Below are 12,907 nucleotides of genomic sequence, written 5' to 3'. Positions count from 1 at the left end.
ACCTGCGCGCACCCATTCAGATAGATCTGTTATTAATAATACCTGTTAGGCCCGAGCTTTAGGCAAATGCCTCGGGTTTTGGTCTAACGTCCTTCTTGCTGAACTTGGCCGCCCCAACGGGCGGCCATTTTTCTTGCGTCAGCGCTCACAAGGCTTAGGGTCCGGTTCAAAGACTGGAGAATATATTACAGATGATCAAACATCTCACCCTTGGCGCATCCATCCTTGCCCTCGCCGCATGCAGCCCGTCAGACCCTAAGTCTGACCCTGTCCCTGCGGCGGAACAAGCAGCGGTGGCGACGCCAGCGGAAATTCACGAGCGATTGATTGTGCTCGATTCGCACCTGGACACGCCCGCAAATTTCTCAAAGCCTGATTTCGATATCATGGCCGACAACCCCTCCAAGCTGGGGCAGGTGCAGGTAGATCTGCCGAAAATGAAGCGCGGTGGCCTGGATGGGGGCTTTTGGGTGATCTTCACACCTCAGGGGCCGCTCGATGCAGCCTCGTACGAGGCTGCCAAGAATGCCGCCCTGCACCGCTCCGACGAGATCATCCAGATGGTCGAATCGCATCCTGATAATTTCGAGTTGGCTTATACGGCTGATGATGCGGCGCGCATTGTCGGCGATGGCAAGCGCGTTGTGTATCAGTCCATAGAGAATAGCTATCCACTCGGCACCGACATCTCAATGTTGCAGACCTTTTACGACAAGGGCGTACGTCTGATTGGGCCGGTCCATTTCCGTGACAACCAGTTCGCTGACAGCTCAACCGATTTGGAAGCCAATGACTATGGCGGTTTGTCCCCTCTGGGCGAAGAGCTGATTCGGGAAGCGAATCGCCTGGGCATGATGATTGATGGCTCTCACGCAGCTGATTCGACCGTGGAAGACATCATGGCCATCTCGACGACGCCGATCTTCCTGTCACACACGGGCGTGCGTGCCCTCTATGACCACCCGCGTAACGTGACGGATGAGCTGCTCAAGAAGGTCGCTGATGATGGCGGCGTTATCCAGATTAACGCCTATGGGTCCTATATCGATGATTTGGAGCCAACGCCGGAACGTAAAGCGGCCATCGAAGCCATCCAAGAGGAATATGCCGAGGCAATGAAGGAAGGTCTGACAGATGAGCAGATGGCCGAATTCCGCGAGCGCTATGAGGCGATTGACGCTGAATTCCCACCGCCAATGTCTACTTTTGACGTGTTCATGGATCAGATGCTGTATGCCCTGAAACTGGTTGGACCAGACCATGTCGGCATGGGGGCCGACTGGGATGGTGGTGGCGGCGTTGAGGGCATGGAGGATGTTTCTTTCCTGCCGAAGGTAACGGCGCGCCTTCTGGAAGAGGGCTATACTGAAGAGGATCTTGAGAAGATCTGGAGCGGAAACATGCTGCGTGTTATGCGTGAGGTTGAAGCCGCCAAGGAGCAGTGATCACAACAGGGCGCTGAAGAAATTCGGTGCCCAATGAGGTTGATGCCTTGCAAACCCTTTTCGGTCTCTGTATGAGGCCCCTTTCCAATTCACGCGCATTTTCGCGCCAAACCACCGGATACCTGTCATGGCAGTCCCCAAGAGTAAAAAGTCGAAGTCTCGCCGTGGCATGCGCCGCGCCCACGACCGTCTCGACATGAACACATACATTGAAGACGCAGACTCCGGTGAGCTGCGTCGCCCGCACCATGTCGATCTGAAGACCGGCATGTACCGCGGCCGCCAGGTCCTTGAACCGCGCGACGATATCTAAATTGCCCGCTGTTGCGCTTTTGCGCTGACAGCCTTAAGGGTTCGAGCGCCTCCTGCCACGCAGGGGGCGCTTTTTCATATGTACTTACAAAGGGAACAGTCACCCATGAGCGAGATCATCGACATTCATGCCCGGGAAATACTCGATAGCCGGGGCAATCCGACTGTTGAAGTGGATGTGACGCTGGAAGACGGTTCTGTTGGCCGCGCAGCCGTGCCATCAGGTGCGTCTACGGGCGCCTATGAGGCACATGAGCAGCGCGATGGCGACACGTCACGCTATTTGGGGAAGGGTGTCCTGAAAGCGGTTGATGCCGTGAATGGCGAGATTTTCAATGAGCTGGCAGGTCTGGATGCCACCGAGCAGCGCATGATTGACATGCTGATGATCGACTTGGACGGCACCGAGAACAAATCCCGTCTGGGAGCAAACGCTATTCTGGGCGTGTCCATGGCAATGGCCAAAGCGGCTGCTGAAAGCTCCGCCATGCCGCTCTACCGTTATATTGGTGGGCCCAATGCCCGCGTTCTGCCGACGCCCATGATGAACATCATCAATGGTGGCGCACATGCGGACAACCCGATCGATATTCAGGAATTCATGGTCATGCCGGTTAGCGCCGAAAGCATGTCCGACGCGATTCGCATGGGGGCTGAAGTCTTCCACGCTCTTAAGAAGACGCTGCATGATGCCGGTCACAACACCAATGTGGGTGATGAAGGCGGTTTTGCACCGAATCTGGCCTCAACAGATGAGGCGATTGGCTTCATCATGAAGTCCATTGAGAAAGCCGGTTACAAGCCTGGCGAAGATATTGCCCTGGCTCTGGATGCTGCCTCGACTGAGTTCTACAAGAACGGCAAGTATGAGCTGGCTGGCGAAGGCAAATCCCTCGGGTCCGATGAATTTGCGGCTTATCTGGCCGATCTTTGCAGCCGCTACCCCATTATCTCTGTCGAAGACGGCATGGCTGAAGATGACTGGGACGGCTGGGTGGCGCTGACAGAGGCCATTGGCGACCGCGTTCAGCTGGTAGGTGACGATTTGTTCGTCACCAATCCTGATCGCCTGTCCATCGGCCTGCAAAAAGGCGCCGCGAACTCCATCCTGGTGAAAGTGAATCAGATCGGTACGCTTTCTGAGACGCTGGATGCTGTGGAGCTTGCGCATCTGCATGGCTATACGGCTGTCATGTCCCACCGGTCTGGTGAGACAGAAGATTCGACGATTGCTGATCTCGCTGTGGCCACGAATTGCGGCCAGATCAAAACGGGGTCTCTGTCCCGTTCAGACCGCATCGCGAAGTACAACCAGCTGATTCGGATCGAAGAAGAGCTGGGCCCGATTGGCATTTATGCGGGCCGCTCACGCATCAACGCTGAGTAAAAACTATATCAGACCGTGACGGCCTTTGTGCGCTGTCACGGTCTCTTAACCATAGCTGTATTAGCTATTAGGTATGAAATCGCGATTCGGGGCCGCTGGCCTTTCTCTTCTTGTGCTCTACTTTGCTTACCACGCCTTTGCGGGGGAGAAGGGGCTTGGCCGTTGGTCAGATGCCCAGATAGACTTGGAAGACCGCAAGGCGGAACTGGCCCGGATCGAGACGGAAATTACCCGCCTTCAGACGGATATCCGTCGCCTTACCCCAGGCTCTGTCGACCCGGATTTTGTAGAGGCAATGGCTCGCGAAAAGCTTGCATTCGTCTACCCGAATGAGGTCGTTTTGCTCACGTCTGAACGCACCTCTGCAAATTGACATAGTTGATCTGACTTGTCGTTGCGTATCTGCGCCTACATAAGTCGGTAAAGGGATGGAGCGATTTATGGCGACAAAGTCTAAGAGTACCAAAAAAGCACCCTCTAAGGCCAGCAAGGCCGAGATGCTGAAATACTACCGCGACATGCTGCTGATCCGGCGTTTCGAAGAGAAAGCTGGACAACTTTACGGCATGGGGAAGATCGCGGGCTTCTGCCACCTTTATATCGGGCAGGAAGCCGTTGTGACGGGTATGCAGTCCTGTCTCAAAGAGGGCGATCAGATCATCACCGGCTACCGCGACCACGGCCACATGCTGGCGTGTGACATGGAACCTAAGGGCGTCATGGCGGAACTGACAGGACGTTCTGGCGGCTATTCCAAAGGGAAGGGCGGCTCAATGCACATGTTCTCCAAGGAAAAGAATTTCTATGGGGGCCATGGGATTGTGGGCGCCCAAGTGCCCATTGGTACGGGTCTTGGATTCGCGAACAAGTATCGCGGTACGGACAACGTTGCCGTCGCTTATTTCGGGGATGGCGCCGCAAACCAGGGCCAGGTTTACGAGGCCTTCAATATGGCCTCCCTCTGGGATCTGCCTGTCGTCTACGTGATCGAGAATAACATGTACGCAATGGGCACAAGCGTTGCCCGACATGCTTCTGAGACCGAACTTTTCAAGCGCGGCATCTCCTTCGAAATCGAAGGTGAGGAAGTCGACGGCATGGATGTTCTGGCTGTCCGCGAAGCAGGTGAGAAGGCCGTGAAGTATGCCCGCTCCGGCAAGGGGCCATACATTCTCGAAATGAAGACCTACCGCTATCGCGGTCACTCCATGTCCGATCCGGCGAAATATCGTAAACGCGAGGAAGTTGATGATATTCGCTCCCATCACGACCCGATCGAAGGCCTGAAAGGCCAGATTCTTGAGCATGGCCACGCCACAGAAGACGAACTCAAGGACATCGACAAAGAGATCAAGGCTATTGTGAAGGACGCTGCGGACTTCTCGCTTGAGAGCCCGGAGCCTGATCCTTCCGAACTCTGGACGGATGTCCTCAAAGACGTAGAGGTCGCCTGATGCCTCTGGAACAAACGTCGCGTCTGATAGTCATTCTGTTTTCCGGAGCCAATTAATGTCCGTTGATATTCTTATGCCCGCCCTGTCTCCGACCATGGAAGAGGGCACTCTGTCCAAATGGCTCAAAAAGGAAGGGGACACGATCTCTTCCGGTGATGTCATTGCTGAAATTGAAACCGACAAGGCCACGATGGAAGTTGAGGCCGTCGATGAAGGCACCCTCGCCAAGATACTTGTTGCGGAAGGAACCGAAGGCGTGAAGGTCAATGCCGTGATCGCCGTGCTGGCGGAAGAGGGCGAAGACGCCGATTCCGTCGAAGCGAAAGGCGATGCGGCGAGCGCTGATGCCAAAGAAGACACTTCTTCTTCCGACAAGGAAGAGGCTGCTAGTGATTCAGCAGACAAGGCCGATGAGGCTGAAGCGCCCAAGGCAAAAGTGCTAAACGATCCGAGCATTCCGGAAGGAACCTCTTTCACAGATACGACCGTTCGTGACGCCCTTCGTGATGCGATGGCAGAAGAGATGCGCCGCGACGAAGCGGTCTTTGTCATGGGCGAGGAGGTTGCCGAATACCAGGGCGCCTACAAGGTGACCCGTGAACTGCTTCAGGAGTTTGGCTCGAAGCGCGTCGTTGATACGCCGATTACAGAGCATGGTTTTGCAGGTCTTGGTGTCGGCGCTGCTTTTGCGGGCCTCAAGCCAATTGTGGAGTTCATGACCTTCAACTTCGCCATGCAGGCGATTGACCAGATCATCAACTCGGCAGGCAAGACGCTGTACATGTCTGGTGGTCAGATGGGCTGTCCGATTGTGTTCCGCGGCCCGAATGGCGCAGCGTCCCGCGTAGGCGCTCAGCACAGCCAGGACTATGCTGCGTGGTATGGTCACGTCCCGGGCCTGAAAGTCGTCGCGCCTTATGATGCGGCTGATGCCAAGGGCCTGCTGAAAGCAGCGATCCGCGATCCGAACCCTGTTGTGTTCCTTGAGCATGAGCTTCTCTACGGGAACAGCTTCCCCGTTCCTGATCTTGATGACCATGTCTTGCCGATCGGCAAGGCAGCTATCAAACGTGAAGGCACTGATGTTACTTTGGTTGCACATTCGCGCATGGTTGGCTTTGCGCTGGAAGCGGCCAATATTCTGGCAGAGCAGGGGATCGATGCTGAAGTAATCGATCTGCGAACCATTCGCCCGCTGGACACCGACACAGTGGTCGAAAGCGTGAAGAAAACGAACCGCATCGTTTGCTGTGAGGAAGGCTGGCGCTTCTTTGGTGTTGGCGCTGAGATCGCCGCGACGGTGACTGCAGAAGCCTTCGACTATCTCGACGCCCCGCCGGCCCGCGTACACCAGAAAGATGTGCCGCTGCCATACGCTGCCAACCTCGAAGCCATGAGCCTTCCGGATGCTGACGACATTGTCGCCGCCGCCCGCAAGGTTTGCTACGTGGACTAGGAGACAGACATGCCGATCAATATCACCATGCCCGCCCTATCTCCCACGATGGAAGAGGGCACTCTGTCGAAATGGCTCGTAAAGGAAGGTGACACGATCTCTTCCGGTGATGTCATCGCGGAAATCGAAACCGACAAGGCGACGATGGAAGTCGAGGCTGTCGACGAAGGCACTATGGCGAAGATCCTTGTTGAGGCCGGGACTGAAGGCGTCAAGGTCAATGAAGTGATCGCGTTGCTCGCGGAAGAGGGCGAAGATGCCTCCTCGATTGAGGCACCCGCTAAGACAGACGCGCCAAAGAAAGAAGAGCCCAAAAAGGAAGACGCCAAGGCAGAGAAACCTGCCGAGGAGTCAAAGCCCAAAGAAAAGAAGCAAGAGTCGTCCAAGTCCGAAGCACCTTCCGGCACCAAGCAACTCGCCTCTACACCTCTTCCATCTGCGAACACGGATAATGGTCGCATCAAAGCCAGTCCGCTGGCTCGGCGCATCGCTGATATGAAGGGGATTGACCTCAAAAGTCTTGAGGGGACCGGCCCACGCGGTCGCATTATCAAACGTGATGTCGAGAGCGCCAAACCTGCCGCATCGAAATCCTCCGGGACGACGGCTCAGCCAGATGGCCTGATCCTGCCGCAAGTGCTTGATGACCGTGTCTATGCTCCGGATACATATGAGCTTGTGCCGCTGGATGGCATGCGCAAGACCGTGGCCAAGCGCCTGACGACCAGCTTCATGCAGGTGCCGCACTTCCCGCTGAATGTGGATATTGAACTCGACAAACTGCTCAGCAGTCGGGCGGCGATTAATGCCGCCGCCAAGGACGGCATAAAAATCTCTGTGAATGACATGCTGATCAAGGCCGCTGCCTTGGCTCTAAAAGCTGAGCCGGATTGCAACGCGTCCTATACAGATGATGGCATTGCATATCACAAGCATGCGAATGTCTCTGTCGCCGTGGCTATTGATGGCGGCCTGATTACGCCTGTTGTGTTCAAGGCGGAAACCAAAGGTCTCGCCGAGATTTCTGAAGAGATGAAAGATCTTGCCAGCCGTGCACGCGATCGCAAGCTGAAACCGCAGGAATATACGGGCGGCACATTCAGCATCTCCAATCTCGGCATGTTCGGCATCAAGAACTTCGCCTCCATTATCAATCCGCCCGAGGGCATGATCCTGTCTGTCGGGGCAGGGGAGAAACGCGCTGTGGTTGATGACAAGGGCGGCATCGCAGCCCGTACTATCATGACCGTTACCCTCACCTGTGATCACCGCGTCATTGGCGGGGCGGAAGGCGCGAAATGGCTGCAGGCCTTCAAACGCTATGTCGAAACGCCGGAGGCGATGCTGCTTTGATCCGGAGCGTGCCCGCTGCATTGATGTGCCTGCTGGCAGTTGCAAACTGCCGGCAGGATATATCAGGGACACAATCCTCCGCAGGGATCAACGAAACGGAAGTTCGCCTCATCGCGAATGACCTCGCCATCGAAAGAGGCATGAATTTACTTTGCGAAGCCAGCGGTGATGACAATCTCAGCACCTTCATGGAAGAGCTACGCCATAGCGGGATTTCCAAAGAAGTGAGAGAGAGCATCGCGGCTGACAGCGTCACGATGATGAACAAGATCAGTACTGAGGAACCGGAATATATCTGCACACCGGAAATGTTCGAAGGTTCATCCATTCGGGTCGCCGAGGCCCAAAAGAAATGGGACGAGATGAGAGGAATTACTCAATGAGCAACCAATACGACCTCATCGTTATCGGCTCCGGCCCCGGTGGTTACGTCGCCGCGATCCGCGCAACCCAGCTAGGCATGAAGACGGCCATAGTCGAGCGGGAAAGCCTTGGCGGCATTTGCCTGAACTGGGGCTGCATCCCGACAAAGGCACTTCTGCGATCTGCAGAAGTTCTGCATCTTGCGAACCATGCCAAGGATTTTGGCCTGAAGATCGACAAGGCCGATTTTGATCTGGATGCTGTGGTGAAGCGCTCGCGCGGTGTAGCCAACCAGTTGTCTACCGGTGTGAAGTTCCTGATGAAGAAGAACAAGATCGATGTCATCGAAGGCACGGCCCGTCTCGAAAAGGGCACGCCTGCGCCGAAGGTCATAGTCAAAGGCAAGGACGACAAGGAAACGAGCTATCAGTCAAAGCATGTGATGCTGGCCACTGGCGCTCGCGCGCGCGATATTCCTCAGGCTGGCCTTGTTGCCGACAAGAAGCTGATCTGGACCTACCGCGAAGCGATGACCCCGGACGTTATGCCCAAGCGCCTACTTGTCATCGGCTCAGGCGCCATCGGCATTGAATTCGCCAGCTTCTATCATGAACTTGGCGCAGAGGTGACTGTGGCCGAGGTCATGGATCGTATCCTGCCAGTTGAGGACGAAGAGATTTCGAAACTCGCCGAAAAGGATTTCAAGAAACAAGGCCTGAACATTGTAACGGGTGCGAAGGTCGAAAACCTGAAGGCCGGCAAGAATACGGTGACAGCCGAGATCACCGATAAATCCGGTAAGAAGGAAAAGAAGGAATTCGACCGCGCGATCCTCGCTGTGGGGATTGTTGGAAATGTCGAAAATCTCGGCTTGGAAGACCTGGGCGTCAAATTCGAGAAGACGCATGTCACCGTCGACAATTTTGGACGCACAGGTGTCAAAGGCCTTTACGCCATTGGCGATTTGACCGGCCCGCCATGGCTCGCGCACAAGGCATCTCATGAAGGCGTGGTCTGCGTGGAAGGCATTGCAGGTGCAGAGCACGCTGAGCCGTTTGACCCATGGAATGTTCCGGGTTGCACCTATTCCCATCCGCAGGTCGCCAGCGTCGGCCTCACCGAAAAGGTCGCTAAGGAGAAAGGCTACGACATCAAGGTTGGCCGTTTTCCTTTCATCGGCAACGGCAAGGCGATTGCTATGGGCGCCAGCGAAGGCCTCGTTAAAACCATCTTTGACAAGAAGACCGGCGAATTGCTGGGGGCGCACATGATCGGAGCTGAGGTAACTGAACTGATCCAGGGCTATGTCATCGCGCGTCAGGGTGAACTGACAGAGCAGGATCTCATACACACGATCTTCCCGCACCCAACCATTTCTGAAACGATGCATGAATCGGTTCTTGATGCCGAAGGACGCGTCATACACGTCTGATACCTGTCCTGAGACATAGCCATAAGGGGAAACAGTGCGCCTGAAACTGCCAATCGGTCCGGGCGCACTCGTGGCAGCCGCCTTTATCGGCCCGGGTACAGTGACGGTGTGCACCGTGGCAGGCGCAAGCTTTGGCTATGCGCTCATCTGGACACTCGTCTTCGCGACCCTTGCGACCATCATACTACAGGAGATGTCGGCGCGACTGGGGCTTGCCGCCGGAATGGGGCTAGGCGCTGCGCTCGTGCATCCATCGAATGGAATGGTCTTTCGCTCGATCGCCATCCTGCTAAGCGTGTCGGCACTTGCGGTCGGCAATGCTGCCTATGAAGCCGGAAACCTTGCAGGCGGTGCGCTTGGTATTCAAGCCATCACCGGGGACTCTGAAACATCCAGATATTTCGTGGTCATGGGACTCAGTCTTCTGGCCGGCCTGCTCCTCTATTTCGGAAAGTACGGGCATATCGAGAAGCTTCTCATTGGCCTTGTTATTCTGATGAGCCTCGCCTTCGCCGGAAGTGTCTTCATAACGCGGCCAGATGTAGGTGACTTGCTGGCAGGTCTGAAGCCAGGCATTCCCGAGACCGGGCTCTTCACGGCCGTTGCGCTGATTGGTACGACAATCGTGCCATATAATCTTTTCCTGCACTCGTCTTCAGTAAGAGAGAAATGGCCTGGCGACACAGACGCCGCTATGAGGGAAGCCCGAAGAGATACCGGATTATCTATTGGACTGGGCGGCCTGATCTCCATCCTTGTGCTGACCACCGCTGCAGCAAGCCTGTACGGTACTGAGCAGACAATCAACTCGGCCAGCGATATGGCGATTGCCATTGAACCTGCATATGGCCCGGTCGCGCGCTATCTGGTTGGCGCAGGATTATTTGCGGCGGGGCTCTCGTCTTCTATCACGGCACCTTTGGCCACTGCCTACGCCATGAGCGAAATCATGAAATGGAAGCGCAATGGACGAGGCTTCCGTCTCATTGCCCTTGCCGTATTATTGATTGGGACTTTGGTGGCGCTCTCAGGCATCAGGCCCGTCAGTGTCATCATGTTTGCCCAGATCGCAAATGGCCTCCTCCTTCCAGTCCTGGCGAGCTTCCTTTTGATCCTGATGAACCGAAAGGCATTACTGGGGGCACATACCAATAGTCTTCCAGCCAATCTGATTGGCGTGTCGGTCGTGATAATATGTTTCGGCCTTGGCTTGAGACTGGTGCTGCGCGCCTTAAATGTCTGGCCATGACCCGCACAATCTGCCTCAACGCTGATATTGGAGAATTGCCTGGGCAGAACGGCCGCGCGATGGACCGCGCCATTCTGGATGTTGTCAGCCGCTGCAACATCGCGTGTGGCGGCCATGCAGGTGATGAAACCAGCATGAGCCAGACACTCAAGGCGGCCAAGGCTCGCAATGTCATCGCTGGCGCGCACCCGTCTTATCCCGACCAGGAGAATTTCGGACGTGTCAGCATGTCCATGTCATCAGAGGACTTGAAAGACACTCTGCGCCAGCAAGTGCGGACATTTCTGAGCATTGCGCGGGATATCGGTGCGCCCGTTGAACATCTCAAACCTCATGGCGCACTTTATAATGACGCCGCGCGTGATGCAGGCCTTGCTTCCATAGTCGCGGCTGTGGCGCGCGAAGCGCGGCTGAAGGTGTTGGTGGGACCTCCGGACAGCGAGCTTTCTCGTGCCGCCGCAGAGTTCCGGTTGAGCTATCTTCCAGAAGGGTTTGCGGACCGCCGCTATCAGGTGGATGGAAGCCTGATGCCGCGCTCTGAGGCGGGCGCCGTGCTTAGCGATATCAAGGACCAGATTAGTCAGGTTATGGAGTTTGTCGATAATGGCTCTGTCCAAGTAGCGACGGGAGAACGGGTCCAGCTTAAAGTGCGCACTATCTGCCTTCATGGTGACACTCCAGGCGCTATACAAAGCGCGCTGACATTGCGTGCTGCCTTGCATGCCCACGATATAGAGATTGAAACCCCCGCCTTATGACCGCTCAGAAAATCATTGCGTGCGGCGATGATGCCTACAGGCTGATCCCGTCAGATAATCATCAGCGACATTCGATTGCGGAAGCGCTCCGCAGTAGTGACGTTTGGGATGAAGTGGTCGTCGGGCGAGAGAGCGTGACCGTCCAATATGATCCATGCGAAACGCCGCCAGAGGTGGCCAGGACGCATATCCTCAGCGCTATGGACCAAGCGGACCTTGCGCAGCAAGAGATCGGCAGCTCCATTACTTTACGTATGCGGATTGATGAAAAGAGCGCGCCAGAACTCGCCGCCTGTGCAAAAGCCAATGGTCTGCCCGTGGACGCATTCCTTGATCGGATTACCCGGTCTGACCTTATAGTGGACATGCTGGGCTTTGCGCCGGGCTTTGCATATGTCTCTGGCGTTGATGACACTCTCGCCGGGCAAAGACTTGAGCATCCTCGCCAGCTAACACATGCAGGATCAGTCGGCTTCATTCAGGGCTTCTTGGGGATTTACGCCTTGGATGGTCCAGGGGGCTGGCCCGTTATAGGCCGGATATCAGAGCGCCTGTTTGACAAGACCTCGCAGGATCCGGTTCTGCTCGCGCCTGGCACGCGTATAAAACTGGAAGTGTCGCAATGAGCCTTGAAATCCTGCAAGCTGGTCCGCAAAGCACGCTTCAGGCGACGTCCAGAAACGGAATGCGCCATATCGGCATTCCGGCCTCTGGCGCGGCTGATCCGCTGTCCCACGCGCTGGGCGCGCGACTTGTCGGGAATGATACCAGCTGTGCGTCTATCGAAATCACGTATGGACCTTTTGAAGCCACTTTTCGCTGTAATGCCCGCATCAGCCTGACAGGCGCCATTTCAGAGGCGAGTGTTTCTGACCAGCCTGTTGCATTTCATGAGACGCTGACAGTCGGTACGGGTCAAACCTTGAAGCTCGGTCATCCTACAGCCGGATTGCGAACCTATGTGTCTGTGGCCGGAGGTTTCGAAGGAGAAGTATTCGCCTCCAGTCCGTCTACATATCTTCCAGCGCATCTCGGCGGGGTTGATGGTCGGGCTCTGAAGCAGGGGGATATGCTGGCGATAAGCGAAGCGAGCGCCAAAGGGGCAGACGAGATGCTCAAAACGCCGTCTGAGTTACGTTTGCCGTTTACGAATGCCTTTGCTTTGCGTGCAACGCCCGGCCCAGACCTGCCTGAGAATGAGATCGAGATCTGGGAACAGAATTTTTCGGCCACACGACGGGCCAGTCGTATTGGTATCGAACTCGACGGTAATTTTCCTGCGATTGAGTCAAACCGCAATTTGCCCAGTGCCGGCATTTTCCCGGGCGCCTTGCAATTGCCGCCACAGGGAAGGGGGTTCCTCTTGCTTCCTGACTGTCAGACAACCGGCGGCTATCCGCACATCCTGCAGGTCAACCGCTCTGACCGGCACCTGATGGGCCAGATCAGACCTGGCGACTCCGTCATGTTCCTGAAGAGGGCCCCAGCTGAAGCGGCCGTGGACCAGAAAGAGAAGCAGGAACTCCTGTCGAGCTGGATGCCGGAGTTCAGGCTTTAAGAGGCGGAATAGGGGTAAACGAACTCTTACTCTGACGGCACACCTACGACACCACGGCAGCCAGTAGATCAACGCGTGAGCCGTATGCGGAAGGAAGCGGTATCTGAGCAGCGCCAAAGCACAGACGTTCAGCTTAGTAT

General features: G+C 55.8%; 13 protein-coding genes. All 13 read left to right on the top strand.

Annotated elements, in window-relative coordinates; genetic code table 11:
- The first annotated feature begins 191 nt into the window (after positions 1–191).
- Positions 192–1,445, top strand: coding sequence for a dipeptidase (locus HY29_RS15965; protein WP_034798735.1), 1,254 nt, complete (start codon positions 192–194; stop codon positions 1,443–1,445).
- A 127-nt stretch (positions 1,446–1,572) separates the two neighbouring features.
- The gene (rpmF, locus tag HY29_RS15960; RefSeq protein WP_034798733.1) at positions 1,573–1,758 is read left to right on the top strand and encodes a 50S ribosomal protein L32; all 186 of its coding nucleotides are present in this window, start codon (positions 1,573–1,575) and stop codon (positions 1,756–1,758) included.
- 105 nt (positions 1,759–1,863) lie between these two features.
- Positions 1,864–3,144, top strand: coding sequence for a phosphopyruvate hydratase (gene eno, locus HY29_RS15955; protein WP_034798731.1), 1,281 nt, complete (start codon positions 1,864–1,866; stop codon positions 3,142–3,144).
- Positions 3,145–3,217: 73 nt separating this feature from the next.
- The gene (locus tag HY29_RS15950; RefSeq protein ID WP_034798729.1) at positions 3,218–3,517 is read left to right on the top strand and encodes an FtsB family cell division protein; all 300 of its coding nucleotides are present in this window, start codon (positions 3,218–3,220) and stop codon (positions 3,515–3,517) included.
- A 67-nt stretch (positions 3,518–3,584) separates the two neighbouring features.
- Positions 3,585–4,598 carry a pyruvate dehydrogenase (acetyl-transferring) E1 component subunit alpha gene (gene pdhA / locus HY29_RS15945; RefSeq protein WP_034798726.1) on the top strand — a complete coding sequence of 338 codons (1,014 nt, stop codon included), beginning with the start codon at positions 3,585–3,587 and terminating at the stop codon, positions 4,596–4,598.
- A 55-nt stretch (positions 4,599–4,653) separates the two neighbouring features.
- Entirely contained in the window at positions 4,654–6,054 is a 1,401-nt protein-coding gene (locus HY29_RS15940) for a pyruvate dehydrogenase complex E1 component subunit beta (protein WP_034798723.1), read from the top strand.
- A gap of 9 nt (positions 6,055–6,063) precedes the next feature.
- Positions 6,064–7,407 (top strand): pyruvate dehydrogenase complex dihydrolipoamide acetyltransferase, encoded by a 1,344-nt coding sequence (locus HY29_RS15935; protein WP_034798721.1) that lies wholly within the window; start codon positions 6,064–6,066, stop codon positions 7,405–7,407.
- Positions 7,353–7,790, top strand: coding sequence for a hypothetical protein (locus HY29_RS15930; protein WP_155838384.1), 438 nt, complete (start codon positions 7,353–7,355; stop codon positions 7,788–7,790). Before HY29_RS15935 ends, HY29_RS15930 begins: the two co-directional genes overlap by 55 nt.
- The gene (gene lpdA, locus HY29_RS15925) at positions 7,787–9,202 is read left to right on the top strand and encodes a dihydrolipoyl dehydrogenase (protein WP_034798717.1); all 1,416 of its coding nucleotides are present in this window, start codon (positions 7,787–7,789) and stop codon (positions 9,200–9,202) included. The genes HY29_RS15930 and lpdA overlap by 4 nt, the downstream gene beginning before the upstream one ends.
- A 34-nt stretch (positions 9,203–9,236) precedes the next feature.
- Positions 9,237–10,451 carry an Nramp family divalent metal transporter gene (locus HY29_RS15920; RefSeq protein WP_034798715.1) on the top strand — a complete coding sequence of 405 codons (1,215 nt, stop codon included), beginning with the start codon at positions 9,237–9,239 and terminating at the stop codon, positions 10,449–10,451.
- On the top strand, positions 10,448–11,209 hold the full coding sequence (gene pxpA, locus HY29_RS15915) for a 5-oxoprolinase subunit PxpA (RefSeq protein WP_034798713.1): 762 nt from the start codon (positions 10,448–10,450) through the stop codon (positions 11,207–11,209). The genes HY29_RS15920 and pxpA overlap by 4 nt, the downstream gene beginning before the upstream one ends.
- Entirely contained in the window at positions 11,206–11,835 is a 630-nt protein-coding gene (locus tag HY29_RS18665) for a 5-oxoprolinase subunit B family protein (protein ID WP_051601649.1), read from the top strand. The genes pxpA and HY29_RS18665 overlap by 4 nt, the downstream gene beginning before the upstream one ends.
- Positions 11,832–12,767 (top strand): 5-oxoprolinase subunit C family protein, encoded by a 936-nt coding sequence (locus tag HY29_RS15905; protein ID WP_034798711.1) that lies wholly within the window; start codon positions 11,832–11,834, stop codon positions 12,765–12,767. Before HY29_RS18665 ends, HY29_RS15905 begins: the two co-directional genes overlap by 4 nt.
- Positions 12,768–12,907: the final 140 nt, after the last annotated feature.

This window comes from Hyphomonas beringensis, assembly GCF_000682755.1.
GTDB lineage: Bacteria > Pseudomonadota > Alphaproteobacteria > Caulobacterales > Hyphomonadaceae > Hyphomonas > Hyphomonas beringensis.
The sequence above is the reverse complement of the archived record's forward strand: the minus strand, read 5'-3'. Positions and strand labels throughout refer to the sequence as shown.

What these genes read in the sequence shown, in the direction of transcription:
- HY29_RS15965 (WP_034798735.1), top strand. Translation starts at nt 192, where the DNA reads ATGATCAAACATCTCACCCTTGGCGCATCCATCCTTGCCCTCGCCGCA.
- rpmF (WP_034798733.1), top strand. Translation starts at nt 1,573, where the DNA reads ATGGCAGTCCCCAAGAGTAAAAAGTCGAAGTCTCGCCGTGGCATGCGC.
- eno (WP_034798731.1), top strand. Translation starts at nt 1,864, where the DNA reads ATGAGCGAGATCATCGACATTCATGCCCGGGAAATACTCGATAGCCGG.
- HY29_RS15950 (WP_034798729.1), top strand. Translation starts at nt 3,218, where the DNA reads ATGAAATCGCGATTCGGGGCCGCTGGCCTTTCTCTTCTTGTGCTCTAC.
- pdhA (WP_034798726.1), top strand. Translation starts at nt 3,585, where the DNA reads ATGGCGACAAAGTCTAAGAGTACCAAAAAAGCACCCTCTAAGGCCAGC.
- HY29_RS15940 (WP_034798723.1), top strand. Translation starts at nt 4,654, where the DNA reads ATGTCCGTTGATATTCTTATGCCCGCCCTGTCTCCGACCATGGAAGAG.
- HY29_RS15935 (WP_034798721.1), top strand. Translation starts at nt 6,064, where the DNA reads ATGCCGATCAATATCACCATGCCCGCCCTATCTCCCACGATGGAAGAG.
- HY29_RS15930 (WP_155838384.1), top strand. Translation starts at nt 7,353, where the DNA reads ATGGCTGCAGGCCTTCAAACGCTATGTCGAAACGCCGGAGGCGATGCT.
- lpdA (WP_034798717.1), top strand. Translation starts at nt 7,787, where the DNA reads ATGAGCAACCAATACGACCTCATCGTTATCGGCTCCGGCCCCGGTGGT.
- pxpA (WP_034798713.1), top strand. Translation starts at nt 10,448, where the DNA reads ATGACCCGCACAATCTGCCTCAACGCTGATATTGGAGAATTGCCTGGG.
- HY29_RS18665 (WP_051601649.1), top strand. Translation starts at nt 11,206, where the DNA reads ATGACCGCTCAGAAAATCATTGCGTGCGGCGATGATGCCTACAGGCTG.
- HY29_RS15905 (WP_034798711.1), top strand. Translation starts at nt 11,832, where the DNA reads ATGAGCCTTGAAATCCTGCAAGCTGGTCCGCAAAGCACGCTTCAGGCG.